The organism is Duganella rhizosphaerae, from assembly GCF_040364205.1.
In the GTDB taxonomy this organism is placed as follows: Bacteria; Pseudomonadota; Gammaproteobacteria; order Burkholderiales; family Burkholderiaceae_D; genus Rugamonas; species Rugamonas rhizosphaerae.
This window is the reverse complement of the sequence record NZ_BPWK01000001.1, coordinates 653213-677743: the sequence shown is the minus strand read 5'-3', so window position 1 is coordinate 677743 and position 24531 is coordinate 653213. Positions and strand designations below refer to the sequence as shown.

Genomic DNA, 24531 nt, shown 5'->3' with positions numbered 1-24531 from the left:
CGCATGGCCCCTCAAGTCCTCATCGTCGGCGCCGGTCCCACCGGCCTGGTGCTCGCTATCCGCCTGGCGAGGCATGGTGTCGCCGTGCGCATCATCGACAAAAACAGCGGCCCCGGACAGGCTTCGCGCGCCATGGCGGTGCATGCGCGCACGCTGGAATTCTACCGCCAGCTGGGCTTTGCCGATGTCGTCGTCAACCTCGGCATCAAGATCGAAGCCATCCACCTGCGCGAAGGCGGCGAAGATGTCGCCCAGCTGCCGCTCAAGGACATCGGCGCCGGCCTCAGTCCCTATCCCTTTGTGCTGGCCTTCCCGCAGGACGACCACGAGCGCTTCCTGGTCGAGCAGCTCAAGGCCATGGGGGTGGAGGTCGAATGGAACACCGAGCTGGAGTCGTTCACGCAGGACGAATGGGGCGTGCGCGCGGTGTTGGAGCGCAACGGCGACCGCATCGCCAGCAGCAGCGCCTACCTGTGCGGCTGCGACGGCGCCCGCAGCCGTGTGCGCGAGTCGCTGAAATTCGATTTCAGCGGCGGCACCTACGAACATCTGTACTACGTGGCCGACGTCAAGACCTCCGGCCCGGAGAACCGCGACCTGGTCGGCCACATCGGCGCCAACACCTTTGCGCTGATGCTGCCGGTGCGCTCGCGCGGCATGCAGCGGCTGATCGGCATCTTGCCGCCGCAAGCGGAAGCGCTGCCCGAGCCGGGCTTTGAAGACGTCCGCCCGGTGCTGGAGCCGCTGCTGGGCATCAAGGTGGAACAGGTCAACTGGTTCTCCACCTATCGCGTGCATCACCGGGTGGCGTCGCAGTTCCGCTCCGGCCGCTGCTTCCTGGGCGGCGACGCGGCCCACATCCACAGCCCCGCCGGCGGCCAGGGCATGAACACCGGGATCGGCGACGCCGTCAACCTGTCGTGGAAACTGGCGCAGGTGCTGCAGGGCCGCGCCGATCCCGCCCTGCTCGAGACCTACCAGGCCGAGCGCATCGTGTTCGCGCGCAAGCTGGTGGCCACCACCGACCGCGCCTTCCAGATGATCGTCTCGCAGGGAGCCGGCGGCCAGCTGTTGCGCGGATGGCTGGTGCCGCATGTGTTCCCGGTGCTGGCCGGCTTTGCGGCCGCGCGCCGCACGCTGTTCAAGACCTTGTCGCAAGTGCAGATCCACTATCCCGACAGCCATCTGAGCGGCGGGCGCGCCGGCGACGTGATCGGCGGCGACCGCCTGCCGTGGGTGCCGCAGCCGGACGGCGAGGACAACTTCAGCGCGCTGCAAACGCTGGACTGGCAGCTGCACGTCTACGGCCAGCCTTCGGCCTTGCTGAGCGCCGCCGCGCACGAAGTGTCGCTGCCGCTGCATGTCTATCCATGGAGCGACGCCGCAGCGGACGCCGGCTTGCTGCGCGACGCCGCCTACCTGGTCCGCCCCGATATGCACGTGGCGCTGGCCCTGCCACGCCAGGAACTCGACACCCTGCGTAACTTGGTAGAACGCTATCACTTGCGCTTCGCCCCCGGCAAAATTGATTGACACGCTTCCCGGCGTCGGGCTAAGGTCGTCCTCGCACGAATTCTTAGCCCGACCATAAAGGAAGTCATGAACAATCAGCCTCAGAATTTCTCCCGCCGCGACCTGCTGCTGTCCGCCTTGTCCGCCACCGCCGTCAGCGCCCTGCCCGGCTACGCACTGGCGCAAGCCGCACCGGCCGACGCCCGGTTCGCCACGCTGCTGGAGAACTTCGCCGACGAGATTCTGCGGCTGGCGCCGACCAGCGCCACCTCGCTGGGACTGGACAAGGGCGCGCGCGCCGGCCTGAAGGCGCAACTGGAAGACTTGTCTCCGGTCGGCGACGCCGCCTGGGCCGCGCAGGTCGAGTCGATGCTGGGCCGCCTGTCCGCGCTGGACCGCAACGCCCTCGGCGCCGACGCGCAAATCCGCTACGACACCGTGCGCTATGCCGCCAACGAAGGCGTGGCCGGTTTGCGCTTTTCCTTCGGCGGCGCCGCCAGCGGCTTCTTCGGCGGCACCGCGCCCTTCCCCGTCACGCAGCAGGACGGCGCGCTGACCCGCATCCCCGAGTTCCTCGATTCGCAGCACCAGATCGCCAACGCCGCCGATGCCGAGGCCTACCTCGAACGCGTGGCCGGCATGGCGCGCATGCTGGACCAGGAAACCGCCCGCATCGTCGACCAGGCCGGGCAAGGCATCATGCCGCCGGACTTCATCGCCCGCACCGCCATCGGACAATTGAAGGATTACCGAAAAACCGCCGTCGCCGCGCAAAAACTGGTCACCTCGATCAGCGAGCGCACCGGAAAGCTGGGCATCGCCGGCGACTGGAACGCGCGCGCCGCCAAGCTGGTGGAAGCCGCGGTCTACCCGGCGCTGGACCGGCAGATCGCCGCCTTCGCCAAGGCCACCGCCAAGGCGACCAGCGTCGCCGGCGTGCACCGCCTGCCGGACGGCGGCGCGTACTACGAATGGGCGCTCAAGCTGGGCACCTCGACCAGCCATAGCGCCAGGGAGATCCACGCGATCGGGCTGGAACAGAACAAGCAGCTGCAAGCGCGCATCCACGCCATCCTCAAGGCGCAGGGCATCACGCAGGGCACCGTGGGCGCGCGCTTGCAGGCGCTGGCCAAGGACCCGAAGCGCTTCTACGCCGACAACGCCCAGGGCCGCGAACAGCTGATCGCCTACTGCAATGAGCGCGTCAACGCCGTGCGCGCACTGATGCCGAAGATTTCGCACATGGACTTGAAGGTGCCGCTGCAAATCAAGCGCGTGCCGGTCGATATCGAAGCCGGCGCCGCGCTGGGGTATATGAACTTCGCCGCATTGGACGGCTCGCGCCCGGCGATCTACTACATCAACCTGAAATCGACCACACTGTGGCCGAAGTCCGAACTGGCCACGCTGACCGCGCACGAAGGCCTGCCGGGCCACGCCTTCCAGGGCGCGTATCTGGCCGAGCACCACGACGAGCTGCCGCTGATTGCTTCGCTGATGGGTTTTAACGCCTTCGTCGAAGGCTGGGCGCTGTATGCCGAACAGCTGGTCGACGAATTCGGCTTGTACGCCAACGATCCGTTCAGCCAGATCGGCTATCTGCAAGCGCAGCAGTTCCGCGCCTGCCGCCTGGTGGTCGATACCGGCATCCACGCGATGAAGTGGACACGCCAGCAGGCGATCCGCTTCCTGGTCGAGAACACCGGGCGTGGCATGCAGGCGATGACCAGCGAGATCGACCGCTATTGCGTGTCACCGGGCCAGGCCTGCGGCTACAAGATGGGCCACAACGAAATCCTGCGCCAGCGCGAACGCGCCAAGGCCGCGCTGGGCGGCACGTTCGACCTGGCCGGCTTCAACGACGCGCTGGTGCAAAGCTGCGGCGTGCCGCTGACGGTGCTGCCGACGGTGGTGGACCGCTACATCAACGGCGCGAAGAAGGCCTGAGGTGTAACGGCCCAAGTTAGAATCTACAGGGGTGGGATGTCGAAACTCGGCAATCTGAGGCGGTTCACGCAGGCAGTGTCGACGGTTCTTGCATTTGCATTTTCCAGAAAATTGGTCGTTACCTTTTCAAGGCACTCGTCCCAATCTTCAAACATGGCGTGCGACCTGTTGGGGACAATGATTAATTTGCCATTCGGCATATGGGAGAGAATTTGTTCGCTGTTGCTTGAGGGAGTAGATGGATCAAATTGGCCAACAAGTAGCAAGATCGGCTTGTCGGAATCGACGGGGGTATGAAATTCCGGACTTACCTGACTCCGCGGCCAGTTCCGGCAAGCGGCAAACTGCTGATCGATGCGGAATGATCCGATGAGGGTACCTGCGGCAAGCCTACGTTCTTTCTTCTCATCGATGAAAGGCAAATCCTCATTGCATGTGATAGCCATGTACAAGCCCCAAGGCGCCGCATCCTCGAATTGTTCGCGCCATTGAACAATCAACGCGAGCTGTTCTTGATTCTTGTCTTCGTTGGCAAGCGTGTGTATCAATCGCGGCAGGGGCGCCGCGCTTGATACTGCGTAAAGATACATGCGTAAATATGACGCCACAACACCGGATGAAATCTGCACGTCGTTGGCCTGGCCTTTCGATCCTTTGTGCAGAACAAGACCTCGTCCGTTGAGAATAGCCTTCAATTTTTTCAGGTCACCAAAGACATCTGGAAACGCGGTCGAACATTTTTTGTCGGCTTTGCATCGGTTCAATATTTGGGTTAAAGAGATTTCAGCCTCGCTGGCAAGGCCGGCGGGTACATATGTCCCTGGCGCCACCGGGCCCATTAGCAATGTCGCACGCACCGAATTATCATAATGGCGAAGATATTCCTGTGCCAAGCGGGTTCCATAAGAATAGGCCACTATGCCAATCTGATCGTAAGACAAGGCCGCCCGGATATTGTTTAAGTCGCGCGCGGCGTCGGTCGTCGTATACCGCGTCAGATCGACAGTGTCGGACAAGCGTTTCGCGCATGCGGTGAGATTTTCGGCTGACCAGAGATCTCTCAGTAAGACACTTTTGTCTTCATTCGGGTTCGCGCAATGGAGGTCCGGTGAAATGCCCGTGCCTCTCTGATCAATGAATACAAGGTCATGCGTGCGTCCCAGTTTTTTCCAAACCTCAGATTCGTCCTCTATCGTTGAAGTAGTTCTTTGACCTGGGCCACCCTGGAGCACAAAAAGTGATCGTGACGGAGTGGCCGGCATGGCGGCTTTGAGGATGACCACATCCAAACTAATTTGGCGACCACTCGGTAAATCGTAGTTTTCAGGAACGATGGCTTTTATGCACACAGCATTCTTTATGCTTGAGGCCGGGCATGTCATCTTCTCTAACGTTATTTTGTCTGGACTTTTATTGGCACAAAGTGCGACAGGCGGTAGGCTGAGACCGAAAATTGCAGTGGCCATCAAAAGACTTTTTATCGTGTATAGACTCACTTCTATCCTTGTTAAGCGTGGCGAGAAATGCGTTGGCCAGTGCGCGCACCAAATTTTCTCTAATTCCGGTTTTGGAACTCGGCCGAAGGCATCAGGGTGCGCCCGGCAATGAGCCGGGTATAATTATTTTTTTGCCACTATTGACTCCATCGAGGTGCACTATGACAGAGAAGACGTTGAATTCCAAGGTCGATGCCTACGTCGGCAAGCCAGGCCAATGGCAGGATGCATACATCAAGCTGCGCGCCATCGTCCTCGACTGCGATCTGACCGAGGAATTCAAATGGGGCCATCCCTGCTATACGCTCGACGACCAGAACATCGTGCTGATCCACGGCTTCAAGGAATACTGCGCGCTGCTGTTTTTCAAAGGCGCTTTGATGCAGGATCCCAAAGGCATTCTGATCCAGCAGACCGAGAACGTGCAGGCGGGGCGCCAGATCCGTTTCACCAGCGCCGAAGAAATCGCCAAGATGGCGTCGACCTTGAAGTCCTACATCCGCGACGCCATCAAGGTGGAGCGGTCCGGCGCGCAAGTGGAATTCAAGAAGACCGCCGAATTCGCCATGCCGGAAGAATTCCTGAACCGGCTGGAGGAATCGCCCGAACTGCAGGAAGCCTTCGCCGCCCTGACGCCGGGGCGGCAACGCGGCTACCTGCTGCACTTCTCCTCAGCTAAGCAAGCCAAGACCCGCGAGTCCAGAGTCGAGAAATGTATTCCGCACATCCTCAAGGGCAAAGGCTTGGACGACTAACGAACCGCCAGCGCATAGCCGGCATTCCCCTTGGGGATGTTGTAGACGCCAAAGTCGCAGCTGAACACGCTCCACGCGTCGCCGGGACTGGCGGCATTGGTGCCGGATGTCCAATAGTACTGAAACTGCGCAAAGTTGGTAAAGCTGGCGGGCTGCGAGGCGATGCCCGCCGCCGAGCTGTTGAAGGACTCGTCAAAATAGTCCGCCATATTGCCCTGCGCACGATCGGCCAGGCTCAGCATTTCTTTCCGGGTCGGCATTCTCCAGGCGCCCGCGACGGAACCATCGGTCAGGCCGCACTGGCCGCTCGCCAGCGTGCTGATGGCGCCGAGAGCCGCCGTCCAGTTTTGCTGGATGCAATCGGCTTTCTTCAGCCAGACCAGGCCGGTGACCGTGTCGGTGACCGTGCCGTTGCCGTTGTCGCGCATGCGTGGCGCGGGGAGCGGTGCGCCCTTCTCCAGCGAGCCGTCGTCGCCCTTGGCGTAGAAAACATAGAACCCCGTCGCCTGCAACCTGCCCGCCCCGGAACTCGTGCCTTTGACCGCCCACACCGCGTTCGTCGATGTCGCCTTGAGGTTGAGATTCGAACTGGCGGTGTCGTTGATGTAGCGCCCATCCTGCATGCGGATCGCCCATGCGTTCGGCGAGCCCGCCTGGCCGCCGTAGTAGCTGGTCGAGGTCCAGTAGATTCCCGTCGATACGGAAGTGAACGGGTTGCCGGCGGTGAGCGCCGGATTGCTGGCGGAGACGTCGACCAAGCTTTCAAGTTCCACCAGGTTGGGCAAGCGCCAATCGCCGGCCTTGGATCCATCCGTCAATCCGCACGTTCCGCTCGCCAGCTGGTTGGCCTCGGTCAGCGCGTTCGCCCATAATGCCGGACTGAGGCAACCGGCGTTCTTCAGCCAGACCAGGCCGGTCAAGTTGTCGGTGACGGTGCCGTCTTGATTGTCGGTGTAGCGTTTCGACAGCCCGGTCGAGGCGATGCTCACCAATGGATTGCTGCCGTCGTAGGCATTGAAGTTGGCGCCGGTGATGGAGTTGTTGACTGACGAATTCAAATTGACGACGTTGAACATGATGCCGGAACCGCCATCGGGATTCGAAAACGCACCGTTATAGCCGGCCCGCGTCACGGCGGCGCCGCTATTGGCGTACCAATTCTTGGGCGATGGGTCCCACAGATAGGCGGAACGGTCGCCCGACACATTCGTCGCCATGAACGGATTGAACGCGTAGCCGGCTTTCGAGGCAAAGAACTGGTAATTGATGGTGCAGGACATGGTGCAGGAAGTCCCCAGGCCGCCAACGCTGTAATTGCCATTGGCGTCGGTGGTCAGGGTGGCGAAGACGCGGTTGCTATTGGTCTCGTAGACCGTCACGGTGGCGCCGGCCAGCGGCGCGCCCTTGAACATGACCGTACCGCTGGCGGTATTCGTAGGCACAGGGACAAAGGGTTGGGTATTGCCGCCTGAACCGCCGCCGCCCCCGCCGCAAGCGTTGATCAGGCCGACGCCCAGCACAACCAGCAGCAAACGGATACGCGCCATGGTTTTCTCCCTGTTTTTTTCCTAGTCTAGTCTGCTTCCAGGGCTGGCGCCACCTTAGATGGTAAACTATTTGGATGAAAACCATAGCCATCATCGGCGGCGGGGTCACCGGCGTCACCACTGCTTACGCGCTCGCCAGCAGAGGCTACGCCGTCACGCTGCTGGAGCGCCATCGCTACACCGCGATGGAAACCTCGTTCGCCAACGGCGGCCAGCTGTCCGCCTCCAACGCCGAAGCGTGGAACCACCGCAGCACCATCGTCAAAGGCCTGAAGTGGATGCTGAAGAACGACGCGCCGCTGCTGGTCAGCCCGAAACCCAGCTGGCATAAGTTGTCCTGGTTCGCCGAGTTCATCGCCGCCCTGCCCCACTATCGCTACAACACCATCGCCACCACCAGGCTGGCCGTGGCCGCGCGCGAGCATCTGTTCAGTTGGGCCGCGCAGGAAGGCATAGACTTCAACCACAAGCGCGCAGGCATCCTGCACATCCATCGCGACCGCGCCGATTTCGAGCACGCGGCCGAGGTATCAAAACTGCTGGCGCAAGGCGGCCTGCCGCGCCGCGCGGTCACGCCCGAGGAAATGCGCGCGCTCGAACCTACGCTGACCGGCCAGTTCTACGGCGGCCACTACACCGAAAGCGACAGCTCCGGCGATATCCACAAATTCACCGCCGGCCTGGCGCAAGCGGCGCAGCGACTGGGCGTGGACCTGCGCTTCGAGCAGCACGTGACCAAGGTCCGCGCCGACGCCAACGGCGCCTTCATCACCACCACCCGCGACGGCGCCGACGACACGCGGCGCTACGATGCCGTGGTGGTCTGCGCCGGCACCGCCAGCCGCGCGCTGGCGGCCATGCTGGGCGACCGCGTCAACGTCTATCCGGTCAAGGGTTACTCGATCACCGTACATCTGCACGACGCCGCCAGCCAGGCCGCAGCCCCCAACGTCAGCCTGGTGGACGACGCCACCAAACTGGTCGCCAGCCGCCTGGGCGAGGACCGCCTGCGCGTGGCCGGTACGGCGGAGTTCAACGGCTACAACCGCGACATCCGCGCCGACCGCATCGCGCCGCTGCACAACTGGGTGCAACAATGCTTCCCCGACATCAGCACGCGCGACGTTACGCCATGGGCCGGCCTGCGGCCGATGATGCCGAACCTGATGCCGCGCGTCGGCCGCGGCAAGGCGCCCACCGTGTTCTACAACACCGGCCACGGCCACCTGGGCTGGACTTTATCGGCCGCCACGGCCGACATCATCGCCGATACCGTCATGGCCGCAGTGGGCATTCCAACGCCATCGGTTAGCCAGCGTACCGCGCAGGGCTTGAAAATGGCGTAAACTGCCACTATATTCAGCCTGTCCCTACAAGGACTACAAGGAGATCTGACATGACGGCAAAATCTTTCGCACGTATGACCCTGCTGGCCGGCGCTTTGGCGCTGGCGGTGCCGGCGTTTGCGGCCGAACCCACGATACACGATGTTTATGTCGCCGCAGAAGCAGGCAAGTACAGCGACGCCCAGGACCTGATGGACCAGGTACTGAAAGCCCACCCGAACAGCGCCACCGCGCACTTCGTGGAGGCCGAACTGCTGGCCAAGCAAGGCAAGTTCGCCGCCGCGCAGGGCGAGCTGGCCACGGCCGAACGGCTGTCGCCCGGCCTGCCGAAGGTGAATCCAAACGCGCTGGCCAAGCTGCGCACGCTGCTGGCCGAGGGCCAGAAACCCAAGGCCAACTATTCGCAGCAGCAGCCCGCCCGCAGCAACGCCGGCTACAGCAACGGCAACTACGGCGCACCGCAAAGCAGCGGCATCCCCTGGGGCACCATCCTGATCCTGGGCGGCGGCTTGATAGGCTTTATCTGGCTGGCGTCGCGCTTCATGTCGCGCCGTAACCCGCCAGCCGACAGCTACAACAATCCGGCCGGCTTCAATCCCGGCGGCGCTCCGGCGCCCGGCTATGCGCCAGGCGCTTATCCGCAGCAGGGTTATCCGCAACCGGGCTACGGCCAGCCACAACAAGGTAGCGGCATGGGTTCGCGCATCATGGGCGGCCTGGCGACCGGCGCAGCGGTAGGCGCGGGTATCGTCGCCGGTGAAGCGCTGGCGCGCCAGTTCACCGGCGGCAACCACGATTCGGGCAACAGCAGCCAGCCGCGCAACGACATCGTCTATGACGATCCGTCACGCGACGAACTGCTGCGCCGCGATGACATGGGCGGCCAGGACTTCGGCGTCAGCGGCGGCTGGGACGATTCCGGCAGCAGCGGTGGCGGCGGCGACAGTGGCGGCGGCGGTGGCGGCGACTGGGATTAATCTCCGCTCCTCTTTTCACCTCACGGGGCGCGGCGCTCGCCCGCCCCGGCAGCTTCCATCGCAAGATCCCAATACGGCGGATCGCCGAAATACTCCTTCAAATGACGTATCAGCAGCTGGGCCTTGGCCTGGTTGGAACGGCCCGGCATGTGCACCGCATGCACTGCGGACTCGTGCGGTTCACGCCGGTCCGATGCCGCCCCGCGCAGCACCGGCGCCATCGGGAACACCGGCACCAGCTGGCCGGCGACGATGGCGTCGCTCACCAGCCAGTTCGCCAGATGCACCAGCCCGGCGCCGCCGATGGCCGCGTGCAGCAAGGAATCGGTATCGTCGCAGCGCAGCTTGCCCTTGACGGCCAGCGGCTGGTTCTGGTTCACGCCGTCGAAGCGCCACCAGCCGCGCGGCGCCGAGCGCCCGGTCACGGTCAGGCATTGGTGGTTGAGCAGGTCCATCGGCGTTTGCGGCCAGCCGTGGCGTTCCAGGTAATCCGGGCTGGCGCTGACCACGCGGTTCTGGATCGCCAGCCGCGTCGCCACCAGGTCGCTGTCGGGCAGCACGCCCGCGCGCACCGCCACGTCGACGCGGCGCGCCGACAGGTCGACGATATCGTCGCTGACGTGCAGCTCCACCTCCAGCAGCGGACAGTGGCGCAGGAACTCGGCGATGGCCGGCGCCACGTGCAGGCGCCCGAAGGCGGCCGGCGCCGTCACCGTCAGCAGGCCGCGCGGTTCGCTGTCCAACTCCTGCACGGCGGCCTTGCCTTCGGCCAGTTCGGCCAGGATGTTGCGCGCGCGCGGCAGGAAGCGTTCGCCGGCGTCGGTCAACAGCATTTGCCGCGAGCTGCGCAATAGCAGGCGCGAACCCACTTCGGCCTCCAGCGCGTCCAGTTTGCGCGACACCGAGGACACCGCCATCTTCAGCTCCGCCGCCGCGCGCGACAAACTGCCATGCTCCACCACCGCCAACAGGCACTTCAGGCAATCGATCATCACGTTCCCTTTCTTTGCAATTCGCGCAAATACAATTTGCATTATTGGATATTGTGCCATTTTTTGCAAAGCTGCATACTGTGTTTAGTAAATTCATTAATGAGGAACTTTATGCAACTCTTACGCAAACTCAGCCCGCTTGCCCTGGCTTTCGCCATCAGCGCCCCTGCAATGGCCGCAGCACCATTGGCCGGCACCAACGCGCCAGGCTTCTTCCGCATCATGCTGGGCGATTTTGAAGTGACCGCGATCAGCGACGGCACCGTCGATCTGCCGATGAACAAGCTGCTGCAGCAGCCGGCCGCCAAGACCGACCAGGAACTGGCCCGCTCCTTCCTGAGCAACCCGGTGGAGACCTCGGTCACCGGCTACCTGGTCAACACCGGCGCCAAGCTGGTGTTGATCGACGCCGGCGCCGGCAGCCTGTTCGGCCCGACGCTGGGCAAGCTGCTGGCCAACCTGAAAGCCTCGGGCTACCAGCCGGAGCAGGTTGACGAAGTGCTGATCACCCACATGCACCCGGACCACGTGGGCGGCCTCGCGGCCAACGGCCAGGCGGCCTTCCCCAACGCCACCATCCGCGCCGACAAGCACGATGCCGACTTCTGGCTCAGCCAGGCCAATATGGACAAGGCGCCGGCCGACAGCAAGGGCTTCTTCCAGGGCGCGATGACGTCGCTGGCGCCGTACGTCGCCAACCAGCACCTGCAACCGTTCAATGGCGCCAGCGACATCACGCCGGGCATCCGCGCCGTCGCCAGCTACGGCCACACGCCGGGCCACATCAGCTACATGGTTGAAAGCAAAGGCAAGAAGCTGCTGGTGGTGGGCGACCTGATCCACGCCGGCGCCGTGCAGTTCGACCATCCGGAAGTGACCATCGGCTTCGACACCGATCCGAAGACCGCCGCCCAAGCCCGCAAGCAAGCCTTCACCGAGGCCGCCAAGGAAGGCGCGCTGATCGGCGCGGCCCACCTGCCCTTCCCCGGCCTGGGCCACTTGCGCAGCAGCGGCAAGGCTTACCAGTGGGTGCCGGCGAATTACACGCAGCTGCGTTAAACTGGCCGACATGGAAATGCCTGACATCCCTCGCCCCATCAGCGTGCTGGTGGTGGATGACCATCCCTTGCTACGCATGGGCTTGGGCGAAGCCATCGCCAGCCAGGATGACATGCGCGTGGTCGGTGAAGCCAGCAACGGCCGCGAGGCCGTCGAGCAGCACGAGGTCCTGCGGCCCGACGTCACCATCATGGACATCGTCATGCCGGAGATGTGCGGCGTCAGCGCGCTGCAAGCGATACGGCGCGCGCATCCCGGCGCGCGCGTCGTCATGCTGACCACCTACAAGGGCGACGTGCAGATCCTGCGCGCCGTGCAGGCCGGCGCCGCGGGCTTTTTGTTGAAGAGTACCTTGCGCAAGGAGTTGCTCGATACGATACGCGGCGTGCACCAGGGGCAGCGCCGCATCCCGCCGGAGATCGCGATGGAACTGGCCGAGCACATGGGCCAGGGTCCGTTGAGCGCGCGCGAGACGGAAGTGTTGAGCCATGCCGCCAACGGCCATTCCAACCGGCGCATCGCCGAACGGCTGTCGATCTCGGAAGAGACGGTGAAGGCGCACATGAAGAACGTGCTGTCCAAGCTGGCCGCGAACGATCGCACCCATGCGGTGACGATCGCCCTCAAGCGCGGCATCATGTCGATCTAGTCGCTGGCCGCGCAGGCCAGCCAGATCAGCAGCACGCAAGGCAGTATCAGGCCGTTGAAGCCGGCCTGCACGAACGCCAGCGCCCCGCTGATGCAGCCGACGGCAAACGCCAGCACCGGCCAGGCAAGTTTCTTCAGGCGTCCGTGCGCATCGGCGTCGCCGCGCAGCGTGTCCACCAGGTCGATCACCAGCTGGGTCACGTTGCCGGTCATGACGGTGGTGGCGGCCACCTTCCCCAAGAGCAGCTTGCCGTAGGCGTTTTGCACCGCCATCGCGCCCGCGCACAGCATGCCGGTCAACAAAGTCAGCGGCGCATTGGGTGCTTCGATCGGCGCGCCTGCCCAGGCGCTGGCGACGCTGCCCGCCATCAGCAAGGCCTGGAGCAGGAAGCTGTTGCGCAGCTGGCGGCCGCCGGCGCGTTCCCAATGCAGTATCAACAAGCGCGCCAGCGCCACGAACAGCACAAACACCGGGAACACCAGCAGCTTGAGCAAGACGTCCGGCGCCGGCCGCGACACCGCCCTGCCGATCAGCACGAAGTTGCCGGTGACGTGGGCGGTGAACAATCCGAACAGGCCGACGAAGCCCAGCGTGTCGACATAGCCGGCCAGGAAGCCCAGCGCCATGCTTTGTTTAGTCTCGCCACGCTCCATCAGGTCTCCTTCTGAATATCGTGCCACGCCACCAGCAAAAAGGCGCCGGCCAGGCCCAGGTGTTCATAGAAACCGTTGGCCGCCATGAAGCGCTCCGGCCCGGTGATTTCCCAGTAGCGGTTGGCGACAAAGGTAGCCATCAGCGTGAACGCGGCCAGGTAGCCCGCGCCCAGCCAGCGGTAGAAGCCGGACAAAATCATCAGCGAGGCGCCCAGTTCGCCGGCGATCACCAGCGCGGCCATCGGGCCGGCCGGCGACAGGCCGAAATGCTGCATCTCGCCGATGGCCGACGGGAAGTCCAGCAGCTTGTTGATGCCGCCTTGCAGATAGGCGGCGCAGATCAGCAGCAGGAAGATCCAGCGCAGCCACGGTGCGCCCAATGGTTTGAACAAGGGTTTGAGCAGCGCCGCCATCACACCGCCCAGCAGGCGCAGCCCAGCGCGCCCCAAAAGCTCTTCAGGTCCGACGTCGGCAGCTTGCTGGCCCACGCGCTGGCGTGCTGGTGGCCATGCACGTTGCACTGGTTGGCGCAGCCGCAGGCGGCCTGCTGCTGGCGCAGCTGCTGCTGCTCGCGCTTGCGCTGCTCCAGCTCCTTCAGGGCGGCGCGGTTGTTGCCGATCTGCTCGCCCCAGCCGGCGTAGCCGCCGAAGCGCCGCACCGGCGACCAATCCGGCATGGCCGGCGGCGGCGGCTCGTCGTAGCTGGCGAATTCGCCGGCCGCGTAGACGATCTTGCCGCCGACGATGGTCAGGCGCGACGTCATGTCGGCGATCTCGCTTTCGGCGCAGGCATAGAAGTCCTTGTCCGGCACGATCAGGTCGGCCAGCTGGCCCGCTTCGATGCGGCCCTTTTTGCCTACCTCGTTGGAGAACCAGGTGGTGTTCTCGGTCCACATGCGCAGGGCCGTTTCGCGGTCCAGGCAATTGGCGCGCGGGTACATCTGCATGCCGCCCACGGTCTTGCCGGTAATGAGCCAGGCCAACGACACCCACGGATTGTACGAGGCCACGCGCGTGGCGTCGGTGCCGGCCGAGACCTTCACGCCGGCCTCCAGGATTTTCTTGACCGGCGGCGTGGCCTCGGCCGCGCCGTGGCCGTAGCGTTCGACGAAGTACTCGCCCTGGTAGGCCATGCGGTGCTGCACGGCGACGCCGCCGCCCAGCGCGGCGATGCGGTCGATCGACTGGTCGGAGATGGTTTCGGCGTGGTCGAAGAACCAGTTCAATCCCGCCAGCGGAATGTCCTGGTTGACGCGCTCGAACACGTCCAGCGCGCGGCTGATGGTTTCGTCGTAGGTGGCGTGCATGCGCCACGGCCAGCGGTTCTGCGCCAGCACGCGCACCACGCCTTCCAGGTCGTCCTCCATCGTCTCCGGCATGTCCGGGCGCGGCTGGCGGAAGTCCTCGAAGTCGGCCGCCGAGAAGGTCAGCATTTCGCCGGCGCCGTTGTGGCGGAAGTAGTCGTCGCCCTGCTGGTACTTGACGCTTTGCGTCCAGTTCAGGAAGTCTTCCTTTTCCTGAGCGGGCTTTTGCGTGAACAGGTTGTAGGCCAGGCGTATCGTCAGCTGCTTGGCGTCCGACAGCTGCTGGATCACCTGGTAGTCCTCGGGATAATTCTGGAAGCCGCCGCCGGCGTCGATGGCGCCGGTCACGCCGAGGCGATTCAGTTCGCGCATGAAGTGGCGGGTCGAGTTGACCTGGTATTCCAGCGGCAGCTTGGGGCCCTTCGACAGCGTCTGGTACAGGATGGCCGCATTCGGCTTGGCCAGCAGCAGGCCGGTCGGGTTGCCGGCGCCGTCGCGCAGGATCTGGCCGCCGTGCGGTTCCGGCGTATCCTTGGTGTAGCCGACGGCGCGCAAGGCGGCGCCGTTGAGCAGCGCGCGGTCGTACAGGTGCAGGATGAACACCGGCGTATCGGGCGCCACCGCGTTCAGTTCCTCGATGGTCGGCAGGCGCTTCTCGGCGAATTGATGTTCGGTGAAGCCGCCCACCACGCGCACCCATTGCGGCGCGGGCGTGATCGCCACTTGCGCCTTCAGCATGGCCATCGCGTCGGCCAGGCTACGCACGCCGTCCCAGCGCAGCTCCAGGTTGAAATTCAGGCCGCCGCGGATGATGTGGCAATGGTTGTCGATCAGGCCGGGCAGCACGCGCTTGCCTTGCAGGTCGACCACCCTGGTGCGTGGACCGGCCAGCGCCAGGATCTCGTTGGCGCGGCCGACATGGGTGAAGCGGCCGTCCTTGATGGCCACCGCTTCGGCGTGCGGATTGCTGCGGTCGAGCGTGGTGAACAGGCCGCGATGCAGGATCAGGTCAGGCTGCGGGTTCAGGTCTAGTCTCATCATGCTTTCCCTTTGGTTTCGTCATTCTTTTGCGCGGACGGCAGTTGGCCGAAGCAATGCGGCTTGACGTGCTCCTCGATCCACGACACCTGCTTGGCCTGCGGCTGCCACAACTGGCGCAACAGCGGCGGCAGCTGCTCGCCGAGCAGGATGCCCAGCAGGCCGACCAGCGCCACCACCGGCGGCGCTGGCGAGCGTACGTTCAGGAAGCCATAGATTAATCCAACCAGCAGGCCAACGGCCAGCGACACGACGTACATTTTGGACATGGGGGTTTCCTCGAATAGGAGTGAGCGTTGCATGCCCACAGTCTAGAGGGCGGCTCTCGGTTTGCCATCACCGGGAATGATCCCCATTTGCTCCTACTTTTGGGGTGTTAGTTGTAAAAAAATATTTATTAATTGTAATCTCATAGCATAATAGACAACCATTGATTTTTAATAAGGAATGTTATGCGCACACCCGTGTTAACCCCCTTGGCATTGAGCCTGGGCCTGATGTTTGCCTGCCAGGGAGCGCAAGCGCAAGCCACCAGCGCCCCCGGCGAGGTCATGACCACCGCCGCCCCTTTCGAGCCGGAGGCGTCCTGCCAGTCGACCAATACCTGCTTCAAAAAACGCTGGATCTACTACTCGTCCAACATGGGCAACGGTCTGTACGAACAGGATCCTTATTACGTCATCCTGAACAATCTGATCACCACGGCCAAGGACAACGGTTACAACGGTATTGCTTTGGCCAGCAGCTACCTGACGCTGCTCGGCACGCCGGACAATCCCCATCGCAACTTTGTCGATAACTTTAAGGCCTTGTCCCTGAAGGCCAAGAATCTCGGCATTGACCTGATCCCGGTCTCCGGCGGTCCGGAAATCCCCAAGTACCGCCATCCCGAACTGGTCGAGGCGATCCCGGTCGACCGCATGGCGTTCACCGTCAATGGCGCCGTGGCGCAGGCCGACGGCACGTCGATCGTCACGGACGGAACCTTCGCGAACGGCCTCGGCGGTTGGGGCTTGGCAGATCCGATCAGCCGAATGACGCTCGATACCACCGTCGGCCACCCTTCGGCCAGCGGAGAAACGAACTCGGTCAAATTCATTTCGACGGCCGGCCTGAACGGTCCGAATTATGGCACCGCCCGCCTGTGGCACCAGTTCGGCAATCTCAAGCCGCACACCTCGTACCGGGTTTCGTTCTGGATGAAGACCCAGAACTACAAAAACAAATTCACTGTCATGGTCAACGATCCGACCGGCGTGAACGCCATCTATCGTAACTACTCGAGCAACGCCGGCATGGGCTGGGGCACGCAGAGCAACGGCAACTGGAACGACAACCCCAATACGTTTGCCGCCGACCAGGATTGGACGCGCTACGACTTCGATATCAATACCCTCAACTACGACGGCTTCCGCCTGTATATGGGCACGTGGAGCAATACCATGGAAACCGACGGCGCCGCCTGGATCGACGACATCGATATCCGCGAAGTCGGCCTGCCGCACACCGTCCGCCGCGCTACGCTGCCGGTAAAAGTCACCGCGCTTGACGGCACCGTTTATACCGAAGGGACCGACTACAGGGTGTTGGCCGAGAAACTGTCCATCCTGTCGACCGGACGGATACGCAATGGCGACAAGCTGCTGGTATCGTCGTACCAATCGGGCGACAACTTCAGCGGTCGCTACGCCACGCCGGCGTCGACCTGCTCGCAAACCTACTTCGACGAACAGAAGGCGGTCTTTGACGGCATCAACAACCTGTTTGCGCCGTCGAACTACTTCATCTACTACGACGAGTGGCGCGTGATGAACTGGGATCCGTCCTGCACCGACGCTACCGCCGGCGCTTACCTGGCCCGCACCACGACCAAGATGCAGGACACTGTACTGCAAACCAATCCCAACGTGAACATGTACATCTGGAACGACATGTTCGACCCGAACCTCAACGCCTTGCCGAAGTACTTCGCCGTCAACGGCGACCTGACGGATGCCTGGAAAGGCCTGAAGCCGAACACGACGATCATGAACTGGAGTACCATGTCGCAGCGCCAGTCGTTGAAATTCTTCTCGGACAAGGACTTCCGGCAGATGATCGCCTTGTACTACGACGACTCCTCGCTGGCATCCACCCGTACCTGGCTGACTAACCTGCAAGCGGGCGAGCAAGCCGACGGCGTGAAAGGTGTGGACGGCTTTATGTACACCACCTGGAACGGCAACAACGCCGACCTGAAACGAGTCACGGACCTGATCCGCACGGAGTTCCCGCGCTACTGGCCAACAGTAACCACGACCACGCCGTCGACTCAGTAACACCCCCATGTGCATCTGACGGTTTCGTCTGAAATCGTCGGATGCATTTCATCCATCACCCTTTCTGGGTAGTGCCGTTACCCCGTATCGGGGCGTGGCAAAAACCTTCATCCAGTTTAATCTTCTGCCGCAGGACAGCAAACGAATTCAATGTCACTATTCGGGGAGAATTGAGATGCGACTGGATACCAGGAACTGGCCACACACCGCAATCGGGGGCAACCTCGCCAACCAGGACGTCAAGGTGCGCGTGCTGATCGCGCACAGCGACGCCATCATCAACGCCGGCCTGGCCGCGCTGCTCGGCGCCGAGAGCGACATGCAGATCGCGCATGACGCGGCGCCGCCGCAGCCAAACCAGGCGGACGTCGTCATCTTCGACCACAAGGGCGCCCTGGAGCTCATGCGCCAACGCGCCAACGCGCCGCATCACGGCGAGGCGCAAGCGCGCGTGCTGATCGTCACGCAGATGGATCGCGAATGGGAAGTGCGCACCGCCATGATGGCGGGCGTGCACGGCTACCTGCTGCAAAGCTGCGCCGCCGACCAGCTGCCGGCGGCGGTGCGCGCATTGAGCCGCGGCCTGCGCTACCTGAGCGCGGACCTGAGCCGCTGCGTGGCCGACAGCTTCACCCGCGTCGGCCTGACCAGCCGCGAGACCGATGTGCTGCAACTGCTGGCGCAAGGCCAGTGCAACAAGTCGATCGCGCGCGAACTGGGCATCGGTGTCGGCACCGTCAAGACCCACGTCAAGGGACTGTTCGACAAGCTGGGCGCCACCGCCCGCACCCACGCGGTGGTGCTGGCCACCCGGCGCGGCCTGGTGGGCGACGGCGCGATCGGCCAGCATTGACTTCATTACCAGATAGTCATTGGCGAACTTCGCAGAAGCGCTGTAAAATCAAGGCATGCATGCACATACACTCTCCGTAGGCACTTCACATCACAAGACGCGCATCCAGCGCGTCCTGATGCTGTTCGTGCTGGTGTTCCTGTCGCTGCAACTGATCGGGGCGAGCTCGCACAAGCACGCCTATGCCGACACTCAAAACGATTGCGCAGCTTGCGTAATCGCGCACATGCCGGCCGGTGTTCCGCCACCGGCATTGGCGGTGGTGCCGGTGGCGATGCTGGTCAGCCAGCCCGCCCTCGTCCCGCAGCGATCCATCCGGGCCCGCCGGATCGACTTCCTCACCCCGCCCTCGCACGCGCCACCCGGCGTTGCCGCTATCTCCCTCTGATTCGCTTTTTTCGTCGCGATTTTTCGTAACGATTTTTCGTTACACCTAACACGGCCGCACTTTTGCGCCCCGTGCGCGTAGCCGCGCGCCTGCCCGACATGATCGCGCAGGCCGGAGGCTAGCCACGCCTGAACATTCAAGGACTTACCATGCAACGCACGCCACAACTCCGCGCCCTTCCACTGCTGCTCGCAGCCGCCTTCTGCGCCCACCACGCCAGCGCCGCCGACGATGCCGCGGCCAGCCCCGCAGCCCCACCGGCCAGCGCCGACGGCAGTCCGATGCAGCAAGTGGAAGTGACCGCCGCCCATTTGAAGAGCGCGCGCATCGACCTGTCGCCGAACGTCGGCACCACCGTTTATTCGATCGACCGCCACATGATCGAGCAGCTTGGCCGCGGCGACAATACGCCGTTCAACGAAGTGCTGCTGCGCCTTCCCGGCGTAAGCCAGGATTCGAAAGGCTCCGGCTCCATCCACGTGCGCGACGACCACGCCAATGTGCAGTACCGCGTCAACGGCGTACAGCTGCCGGAGAGTATCACCGGCTTCGGCCAGTCGATCGACACCCGCTTCGTCCAGCAGACCGACTTCATCACCGGCGCGCTGCCGGCGCAATTCGGCCTGCGCACCTCGGGCATCGTCGACATCCAGACCAAGGAAGGTACGGTCAAATCGGGCGGCCGCGTCGGCGTGCTGGTGGGCGGCAACGACTACGTCGAACCGAGCGCGGAATTCTTCGGCACCCAGGGCGCCTTCAACTACTACCTGTCCGGCAGCTACCTGTCGAACGCGCTGGGCATCGAGAATCCGCAGGCCACCCGCTCCGCGCTGCACGACCGCACCAAACAAAGCAAGTCCTTCGGCGCGCTCTCCTGGTTCCTGGACGAGCAAACCCGATTGGGCCTGATGTTCGGCACCTACAACGGCCGCTTCCAGATTCCGAACAATCCGGACCAGGCGCCGGGCTTCTCCCTCACCGGCCAAAGCGACGCCGCCGCCGGCACCAGCAAGCTGCCGTCGTCGCAGCTGGACGAGCGCCAGCGCGAGGTGAACCGCTTCCTGGTGCTGTCGCTGCAAAAGAGCCTGGGCGACCTGAATTACCAGGTATCGGCCTTCCACCAGTATTCGGAACTGCACTACACGCCGGACGCGCTGGGCGATTTGATCTACAACGGCGTCGCTTCCAACACGCTGCGCTCCAACTCCGCCAGCGGCGCCCAGTTCGACGCCAGCTATAAACTCAACGACAGCCACACCGTGCGCGCCGGCCTGGCTTACTCGCGCCAGACCACCCACAGCGACAACGCGGTCGCCGTGTTCGACACCGACGACAGCGGCTCTCAGGCCGGCACCGATCCGCGCACCATCATCGACAACAGCAGCAAGACCGGCAAGCTGTCCAGCTTCTATCTGCAGGACGAATGGCATATCGCCGCGCCGCTGACGCTGAACTACGGCCTGCGCTTCGACAAGGTATCGGCCTTCGTCGACGAGCAGCAATGGAGCCCGCGTGTCAACCTGGCCTACCAGCTCGCCAAAGGTACGGCGCTGCATGCCGGCTACTCGCGCTACTTCACGCCACCGCCGCAGGAACTGGCCGCGCAATCGAGCATCGACAAATACGCCGGCACCACCAACGCGCCGCAGGTGGCGGTGTCGGACAACGTCAAGGCCGAGCGCACCAACTACTACGACATCGGCTTGAGTCACCAGGTCAACGAACAGCTGACCGTGACGGCCGACGCCTACTACAAGAAAATCCGCAACATGCTGGATGAAGGCCAGTTCGGCCAGGCGCTGATACTGTCGCCGTTTAACTATGACCGTGGTTATGCCAAGGGCCTGGAGCTGTCGGCGGTGTACAACCGCGCCAACTGGGGCGGCTTCCTCAATCTGACCACGCAGCAGGCCAAGGGCCAGAACATCGTCTCCGGCCAGTCGCTGTTCGGCCCGGACGAACTGGCCTACATCGCCAACCACTACATCTACGTCGACCACGACCAGACCTACACGGTATCGGGCGGCGCCCACTACCACTGGGGCGCGACGCAGTTGAACGGCGACTTCCTGTACGGAAGCGGCTTGCGCATGACGCCCGACGGCGCCGCGCCCAACTCCGGTACGCTGCCGCACTACACCACAGTCAACCTGTCCCTGACGCACAACTGGAAGAATACAGCGATCGGCAACGTCGAAGGCCGCCTGGCGCTGGTCAACGCCTTCGACAAATCCTATCTGCTGCGCGACGGTTCCGGCGTAGGCGTGGGCGCGCCGCAATACGGTGCTCGCCGCACGCTTTACGCTGGAATTTCGGTCGGATTCTGATTTTAGTTAGGAGTCCTTGTTAAATTGGAATCCCTGTGTATAATGCACAGCATGGACACCAAACCAAACAAGCCGTGGCAGGATACGCCGGATGTCTCCGCGCGTATCATCACCTCTATCGGACGCATCGCCAGTGTGATGCGCTCCGGTATGTGGGAGTTCGCCACGTCCGAAAACCTGAATCCGGCGCAGGCCGAGATCCTTCAGCTGCTGCAAGGCCGCAAGCAGGGTGTGCGCCTGTCCTGGCTGGCGTCGCAGCTGTCGATCAGCGCGGCCAGCGCCAGCGATTCGGTGTCGGCGCTGGTGTCCAAGGGTTTGCTGTACAAGGCCAGGGCGGAGGACGACGGCCGCGCCACCGCGCTGTTCCTCACCGATGAAGGCGTCGCCACGGCGGCCCGCATCGGCAGCGCGTTGAGTTTTGCCGAAGATGCCGCCGCCGCCCTGCCCGCCGCCCAGCAGACTGAATTGCTGACAGGCCTGTTCAAGCTGATCGCACAACTGCAAAAGACCGAGCGCTTCCCCGAGATGCGGGCCTGCCTGTCATGCCAGTATTTCGAAGCCAACCGCCATCCCGGCAAGCCCGCGCCGCACCACTGCGGGCTGGTGAACGCGCCGCTGTCGGTAGCGCTGCTGCGCATGGACTGCCCGGAGCAGGTGCCGGCCGATCCCGCCACGCGCCGCCGCAACTGGAAGGTGTTTGCCTGAGATTTTTTTTCGCCACAATAATTAGGAGTCCTACTTGTTTTTTAACCGCAGTACTTTTTAACCCTTGAAAGGAAATACCATGAACCGCATCTCCCTCGTCACCCCTGCCGACACCACCGGCGAACGCCAACAACTGCTGGCGCAAATCCAGGGCGCGTTCGGCGCCACGCCGAATATGTTCAAGGCCGTCGCCAATTCGACCGCCGCGTTGAAGAGCATGTGGGGCTCGTTCGGCGCCCTCGGCGGCGGCGTGATCGACGCAAAACTCGGCGAGCAGATCGCCGTCGCCATCGCCGACCGCAATGCCTGCGACTACTGCCTGGCCGCGCACACGGCCCTGGGCCGCAAGGCCGGCGCCAGCGCTGACGAAATGAGCGCCGCGCAGGCCGGCCAGTCAACCGATCCAAAGACCGCCGCCGCGCTGCGCTTCGCCGTCGCCGTCGTCAGCAACCGCGCGCAGATCGACAACGAGGACGTGGAAGCGCTGCGCATCGCCGGCTTCAACGACGAGGCCATCGTCGAGATCATGGCCCATGTAGCGCTGAACCTGTTCACCAACTACGTCAACGTCGCCTTCCAGGTGCCGGTCGACTTCCCTGCGGTGAAACTGCGCGCCAAATAAGGAGCAACCATGCACGCTATCGCCCCCGAACTCCAGGTTGCGGCCTGGTTGAACACCGCCCAGCCGCTGTCGCTAAGTCAGCTGCGCGGCAAGGTCGTCGCCGTCCATGCCTTCCAGATGCTTTGTCCCGGCTGCGTTTCGCACGGCATCCCGCAGGCCAGGACGATACGCAGCACTTTCGACGAGCAGGACGTCGCCGTGATCGGACTGCATTCCGTGTTCGAGCACCACGACGTCATGACGGCCAAAGCGCTGGAAGCCTTTGTGCACGAGTACCACATCCAGTTCCCGGTGGCGATAGACCAGCCGGCGCCGCGCGGCGCCATTCCGCTGACGATGGAACAGTACCAGCTGCGCGGGACGCCGACGCTGTTGCTGATCGATCGCCAGGGGCGGCTGCGGTTGAACCACTTCGGCCGCGCCGACGACATGCAGGTTGGCGCGCTGATCGGCCGCCTGCTCGCCGAACCGGTGGCGCAGCCGGAAGTGCACTGCGACGATACCGCCTGTAGCATCCGGTAGTACTACGGGCACGGCGCTTTCACACAGGAGATTCAGGAACGCATAATCCGCAACCACCGGAGAATCCACATGCGTATCCTGAATATCCTGACCATTGCGCTGCTGGCGGCCTTGCTGTCCAGCTGCGCTTCCATGAGCTACAGCCGCAGCGTCAAACAGACCGGCAGCATCGTCGATTACCTCTACCCGGACGCCTAGGAACCACCGGCCATGACGCCCACGGTCACGCGCTTGCGGCCGCCGGTAAAGGTCGGCATCGCCTTCGTGCCCGGCGCGGGCTGGGGCAACGGCACGTCCGAGGCGGCCCGCATGAAACTGCTGGAGCGCGTGCGCGATTCCTTCTCCAGGCATCCCTACATCGGCAAGATCGAAATCATCCCAACCCAGTACATGCGGGCCAGGGGCGGCTTCACCAATCTTGAGCAAGTGGGACGCATGTTCGACGTTGAAGTGGTGGCCCTGCTCTCCTACGACCAGGTGCAGTTCAACGACTCCAACGCGCTGTCGATGCTGTACTGGACCATCATCGGCGCCTACGTCATCCACGGCGACCAGTACGATGTGCAGACCATGCTGGACGCCTCGGTGTTCGATGTCCGCAGCCACAAGCTGTTGTTCCGCGCGCCGGGCACCAGCCAGGTCAAGGGCAGCGCCAGCTGGGCGGGATTCAGCGAAAAATCGCGCGCCGCGCAGGTCGAGGGCTACAACGCCGCGGTCGACCAGCTGGTGCCCAACCTGCAAGCGGAGCTGGACAACTTCCGCGAGCGCATCAAGCATGACGCCAACTACCAGGTGGAAAACAAGGAAGGCTACAAGGGCGGCGGCGCGATGGACTGGCTAGGCCTGGCGCTGGTGGCGCTGCTGGCAGGCCTGGCGTGGCGACTGGGGCGCCGTGCCTGAGCTGCTGGAATTCGACCGCCACGCCCTGCTGGCCGGCCAGCTATGGCGGCTATGGACCGGGCACCTGGTCCACTACTCCATGCGGCATGCGCTGATCGACTTCGCGGTGGTGCTGGCGGCCGCCGTCATCGTGGTGCACCTGAGCGCATCGCCGGCCGCCGGCATGCGCCGCTTGCTGGTAGCACTGGGCCTGGGCGCGCCGTTCATCTCGCTGGGCATGCTGCTGCTCGCGCCGCACTGCCTGTACTACCGCGGCGCATCCGGCATCGCCGCGATGCTGGTGGTGATGGCCGGCGGCGCATTGTGGCCGCGCGCCGCCCGCTCCACGCGCGCAGCCCTGCTGCTGATGGCCGCTACGCTGCTGGCCAAGATCTGCGCCGAAGCCGCCGGCGCAGATCTTGGCCAGCAGCTAGGCTGGTCCAACCTGCCGGCCGACGTGGTGGTCGCGTGGCAGGCGCACTTGCTCGGCGTCGTCGCCGGCGCGGTTGCGCTCATGGCCGGCAAGTCCCGGCTGCAACTGGATTAACTATCAATGTAAATCTGACCCGTTTGTGTTTCACAAGCCTCAACATTGCCGTTAATTCTTGTGTATCTTGCATGGATATAGGCATAATCGTTTGGA

The 24531-nt window shown here is 63.5% G+C and carries 24 protein-coding genes; 17 read left to right on the top strand and 7 right to left on the bottom strand.

Translation table 11 applies throughout. The annotated features are described in order from the left end of the window. Positions 1-3: 3 nt before the first annotated feature. Both RUGAMON1_RS03010 and RUGAMON1_RS03005 read left to right on the top strand, forming a co-directional pair. On the top strand, positions 4-1533 hold the full coding sequence (locus RUGAMON1_RS03010) for an FAD-dependent monooxygenase (RefSeq protein WP_445229093.1): 1530 nt from the start codon (positions 4-6) through the stop codon (positions 1531-1533). Between the two features lie 66 nt (positions 1534-1599). Continuing rightward, a complete protein-coding gene (locus tag RUGAMON1_RS03005) occupies positions 1600-3459 on the top strand; it encodes a DUF885 domain-containing protein (RefSeq protein WP_445229092.1) in 1860 nt (619 codons plus the stop codon). A gap of 23 nt (positions 3460-3482) precedes the next feature. Here the strand turns inward: RUGAMON1_RS03005 and RUGAMON1_RS03000 are convergent, their stop codons facing one another. Continuing rightward, positions 3483-4925: an alpha/beta fold hydrolase gene (locus RUGAMON1_RS03000; RefSeq protein WP_445229091.1), complete on the bottom strand. Its 1443-nt coding sequence runs from the start codon at positions 4923-4925 to the stop codon at positions 3483-3485. Positions 4926-5116: 191 nt separating this feature from the next. On the opposite strand from RUGAMON1_RS03000, the gene RUGAMON1_RS02995 reads away from it, so the two are divergent. Next, positions 5117-5710 (top strand): YdeI/OmpD-associated family protein, encoded by a 594-nt coding sequence (locus RUGAMON1_RS02995; protein ID WP_445229090.1) that lies wholly within the window; start codon positions 5117-5119, stop codon positions 5708-5710. On the opposite strand, the gene RUGAMON1_RS02990 is transcribed toward RUGAMON1_RS02995, so the two are convergent. Further along, on the bottom strand, positions 5707-7257 hold the full coding sequence (locus RUGAMON1_RS02990) for an Lcl domain-containing protein (protein WP_445229089.1): 1551 nt from the start codon (positions 7255-7257) through the stop codon (positions 5707-5709). The genes RUGAMON1_RS02995 and RUGAMON1_RS02990 overlap by 4 nt on opposite strands. 74 nt (positions 7258-7331) lie before the next feature. On the opposite strand from RUGAMON1_RS02990, the gene RUGAMON1_RS02985 reads away from it, so the two are divergent. Next, a complete protein-coding gene (locus RUGAMON1_RS02985) occupies positions 7332-8603 on the top strand; it encodes a D-amino acid dehydrogenase (protein ID WP_445229088.1) in 1272 nt (423 codons plus the stop codon). Positions 8604-8653: 50 nt separating this feature from the next. After that, positions 8654-9580 carry a tetratricopeptide repeat protein gene (locus RUGAMON1_RS02980; RefSeq protein ID WP_445229087.1) on the top strand — a complete coding sequence of 309 codons (927 nt, stop codon included), beginning with the start codon at positions 8654-8656 and terminating at the stop codon, positions 9578-9580. Between the two features lie 20 nt (positions 9581-9600). Here RUGAMON1_RS02980 and RUGAMON1_RS02975 read toward each other — a convergent pair whose 3' ends face one another. Beyond that, positions 9601-10572 carry a LysR family transcriptional regulator gene (locus tag RUGAMON1_RS02975; RefSeq protein WP_445229251.1) on the bottom strand — a complete coding sequence of 324 codons (972 nt, stop codon included), beginning with the start codon at positions 10570-10572 and terminating at the stop codon, positions 9601-9603. A 111-nt stretch (positions 10573-10683) separates the two neighbouring features. Between RUGAMON1_RS02975 and RUGAMON1_RS02970 the strand changes: the two genes are divergently transcribed. Both RUGAMON1_RS02970 and RUGAMON1_RS02965 read left to right on the top strand, forming a co-directional pair. Next, positions 10684-11631 (top strand): MBL fold metallo-hydrolase, encoded by a 948-nt coding sequence (locus RUGAMON1_RS02970; protein WP_445229086.1) that lies wholly within the window; start codon positions 10684-10686, stop codon positions 11629-11631. Between the two features lie 10 nt (positions 11632-11641). Continuing rightward, positions 11642-12280 carry a response regulator gene (locus RUGAMON1_RS02965; RefSeq protein WP_445229085.1) on the top strand — a complete coding sequence of 213 codons (639 nt, stop codon included), beginning with the start codon at positions 11642-11644 and terminating at the stop codon, positions 12278-12280. Here RUGAMON1_RS02965 and RUGAMON1_RS02960 read toward each other — a convergent pair. From RUGAMON1_RS02960 to RUGAMON1_RS02945, 4 genes are read right to left on the bottom strand one after another with little or no spacing between them, the layout of a single operon-like run. Further along, positions 12277-12933, bottom strand: a complete 657-nt coding sequence (locus RUGAMON1_RS02960) for a YoaK family protein (protein ID WP_445229084.1) — start codon at positions 12931-12933, stop codon at positions 12277-12279. The genes RUGAMON1_RS02965 and RUGAMON1_RS02960 overlap by 4 nt on opposite strands. Next, on the bottom strand, positions 12933-13346 hold the full coding sequence (locus RUGAMON1_RS02955; RefSeq protein WP_445229250.1) for a DoxX family protein: 414 nt from the start codon (positions 13344-13346) through the stop codon (positions 12933-12935). The genes RUGAMON1_RS02960 and RUGAMON1_RS02955 overlap by 1 nt, the downstream gene beginning before the upstream one ends. Then, the gene (locus RUGAMON1_RS02950; protein WP_445229249.1) at positions 13346-15274 is read right to left on the bottom strand and encodes an amidohydrolase; all 1929 of its coding nucleotides are present in this window, start codon (positions 15272-15274) and stop codon (positions 13346-13348) included. Before RUGAMON1_RS02950 ends, RUGAMON1_RS02955 begins: the two co-directional genes overlap by 1 nt. Then, positions 15274-15543, bottom strand: a complete 270-nt coding sequence (locus RUGAMON1_RS02945) for a DUF1427 family protein (protein ID WP_445229083.1) — start codon at positions 15541-15543, stop codon at positions 15274-15276. Before RUGAMON1_RS02945 ends, RUGAMON1_RS02950 begins: the two co-directional genes overlap by 1 nt. 195 nt (positions 15544-15738) lie before the next feature. On the opposite strand from RUGAMON1_RS02945, the gene RUGAMON1_RS02940 reads away from it, so the two are divergent. From RUGAMON1_RS02940 to rrtA, 10 genes are all read left to right on the top strand, one after another. After that, positions 15739-17592 carry a hypothetical protein gene (locus RUGAMON1_RS02940; RefSeq protein ID WP_445229082.1) on the top strand — a complete coding sequence of 618 codons (1854 nt, stop codon included), beginning with the start codon at positions 15739-15741 and terminating at the stop codon, positions 17590-17592. 175 nt (positions 17593-17767) lie between these two features. Then, entirely contained in the window at positions 17768-18445 is a 678-nt protein-coding gene (locus tag RUGAMON1_RS02935; RefSeq protein ID WP_445229081.1) for a response regulator transcription factor, read from the top strand. Between the two features lie 118 nt (positions 18446-18563). Continuing rightward, complete coding sequence (locus RUGAMON1_RS02930) at positions 18564-18833, top strand: hypothetical protein (protein WP_445229080.1); 270 nt, start codon at positions 18564-18566, stop codon at positions 18831-18833. Positions 18834-18982: 149 nt separating this feature from the next. Then, entirely contained in the window at positions 18983-21160 is a 2178-nt protein-coding gene (locus tag RUGAMON1_RS02925) for a TonB-dependent receptor (RefSeq protein WP_445229079.1), read from the top strand. Between the two features lie 51 nt (positions 21161-21211). Next, positions 21212-21865 (top strand): MarR family transcriptional regulator, encoded by a 654-nt coding sequence (locus RUGAMON1_RS02920; RefSeq protein WP_445229078.1) that lies wholly within the window; start codon positions 21212-21214, stop codon positions 21863-21865. A gap of 79 nt (positions 21866-21944) precedes the next feature. After that, the gene (locus tag RUGAMON1_RS02915) at positions 21945-22487 is read left to right on the top strand and encodes a carboxymuconolactone decarboxylase family protein (RefSeq protein WP_445229077.1); all 543 of its coding nucleotides are present in this window, start codon (positions 21945-21947) and stop codon (positions 22485-22487) included. A 9-nt stretch (positions 22488-22496) separates the two neighbouring features. Next, positions 22497-23009 (top strand): redoxin domain-containing protein, encoded by a 513-nt coding sequence (locus tag RUGAMON1_RS02910; RefSeq protein WP_445229076.1) that lies wholly within the window; start codon positions 22497-22499, stop codon positions 23007-23009. Positions 23010-23078: 69 nt separating this feature from the next. After that, a complete protein-coding gene (locus RUGAMON1_RS02905; protein ID WP_445229075.1) occupies positions 23079-23207 on the top strand; it encodes a hypothetical protein in 129 nt (42 codons plus the stop codon). A gap of 12 nt (positions 23208-23219) precedes the next feature. Next, entirely contained in the window at positions 23220-23909 is a 690-nt protein-coding gene (gene rhlP, locus RUGAMON1_RS02900) for a rhombotarget lipoprotein (protein ID WP_445229074.1), read from the top strand. After that, on the top strand, positions 23902-24435 hold the full coding sequence (gene rrtA, locus RUGAMON1_RS02895) for a rhombosortase (protein WP_445229073.1): 534 nt from the start codon (positions 23902-23904) through the stop codon (positions 24433-24435). The genes rhlP and rrtA overlap by 8 nt, the downstream gene beginning before the upstream one ends. Positions 24436-24531 lie beyond the last annotated feature (96 nt).

What these genes read in the sequence shown, in the direction of transcription:
- RUGAMON1_RS02975 (WP_445229251.1), bottom strand. Translation starts at nt 10,572, where the DNA reads ATGATCGATTGCCTGAAGTGCCTGTTGGCGGTGGTGGAGCATGGCAGT.
- rhlP (WP_445229074.1), top strand. Translation starts at nt 23,220, where the DNA reads ATGACGCCCACGGTCACGCGCTTGCGGCCGCCGGTAAAGGTCGGCATC.
- RUGAMON1_RS02960 (WP_445229084.1), bottom strand. Translation starts at nt 12,933, where the DNA reads ATGGAGCGTGGCGAGACTAAACAAAGCATGGCGCTGGGCTTCCTGGCC.
- RUGAMON1_RS02945 (WP_445229083.1), bottom strand. Translation starts at nt 15,543, where the DNA reads ATGTCCAAAATGTACGTCGTGTCGCTGGCCGTTGGCCTGCTGGTTGGA.
- RUGAMON1_RS02955 (WP_445229250.1), bottom strand. Translation starts at nt 13,346, where the DNA reads ATGGCGGCGCTGCTCAAACCCTTGTTCAAACCATTGGGCGCACCGTGG.
- RUGAMON1_RS02985 (WP_445229088.1), top strand. Translation starts at nt 7,332, where the DNA reads ATGAAAACCATAGCCATCATCGGCGGCGGGGTCACCGGCGTCACCACT.
- RUGAMON1_RS03010 (WP_445229093.1), top strand. Translation starts at nt 4, where the DNA reads ATGGCCCCTCAAGTCCTCATCGTCGGCGCCGGTCCCACCGGCCTGGTG.
- RUGAMON1_RS02935 (WP_445229081.1), top strand. Translation starts at nt 17,768, where the DNA reads ATGCGACTGGATACCAGGAACTGGCCACACACCGCAATCGGGGGCAAC.
- RUGAMON1_RS02915 (WP_445229077.1), top strand. Translation starts at nt 21,945, where the DNA reads ATGAACCGCATCTCCCTCGTCACCCCTGCCGACACCACCGGCGAACGC.
- RUGAMON1_RS03005 (WP_445229092.1), top strand. Translation starts at nt 1,600, where the DNA reads ATGAACAATCAGCCTCAGAATTTCTCCCGCCGCGACCTGCTGCTGTCC.
- RUGAMON1_RS02990 (WP_445229089.1), bottom strand. Translation starts at nt 7,257, where the DNA reads ATGGCGCGTATCCGTTTGCTGCTGGTTGTGCTGGGCGTCGGCCTGATC.
- RUGAMON1_RS02970 (WP_445229086.1), top strand. Translation starts at nt 10,684, where the DNA reads ATGCAACTCTTACGCAAACTCAGCCCGCTTGCCCTGGCTTTCGCCATC.
- RUGAMON1_RS02920 (WP_445229078.1), top strand. Translation starts at nt 21,212, where the DNA reads ATGGACACCAAACCAAACAAGCCGTGGCAGGATACGCCGGATGTCTCC.
- RUGAMON1_RS02925 (WP_445229079.1), top strand. Translation starts at nt 18,983, where the DNA reads ATGCAACGCACGCCACAACTCCGCGCCCTTCCACTGCTGCTCGCAGCC.
- RUGAMON1_RS02950 (WP_445229249.1), bottom strand. Translation starts at nt 15,274, where the DNA reads ATGAGACTAGACCTGAACCCGCAGCCTGACCTGATCCTGCATCGCGGC.
- RUGAMON1_RS02995 (WP_445229090.1), top strand. Translation starts at nt 5,117, where the DNA reads ATGACAGAGAAGACGTTGAATTCCAAGGTCGATGCCTACGTCGGCAAG.
- RUGAMON1_RS02980 (WP_445229087.1), top strand. Translation starts at nt 8,654, where the DNA reads ATGACGGCAAAATCTTTCGCACGTATGACCCTGCTGGCCGGCGCTTTG.
- RUGAMON1_RS02910 (WP_445229076.1), top strand. Translation starts at nt 22,497, where the DNA reads ATGCACGCTATCGCCCCCGAACTCCAGGTTGCGGCCTGGTTGAACACC.
- RUGAMON1_RS02930 (WP_445229080.1), top strand. Translation starts at nt 18,564, where the DNA reads ATGCTGTTCGTGCTGGTGTTCCTGTCGCTGCAACTGATCGGGGCGAGC.
- RUGAMON1_RS02965 (WP_445229085.1), top strand. Translation starts at nt 11,642, where the DNA reads ATGGAAATGCCTGACATCCCTCGCCCCATCAGCGTGCTGGTGGTGGAT.
- RUGAMON1_RS02905 (WP_445229075.1), top strand. Translation starts at nt 23,079, where the DNA reads ATGCGTATCCTGAATATCCTGACCATTGCGCTGCTGGCGGCCTTGCTG.
- RUGAMON1_RS03000 (WP_445229091.1), bottom strand. Translation starts at nt 4,925, where the DNA reads ATGGCCACTGCAATTTTCGGTCTCAGCCTACCGCCTGTCGCACTTTGT.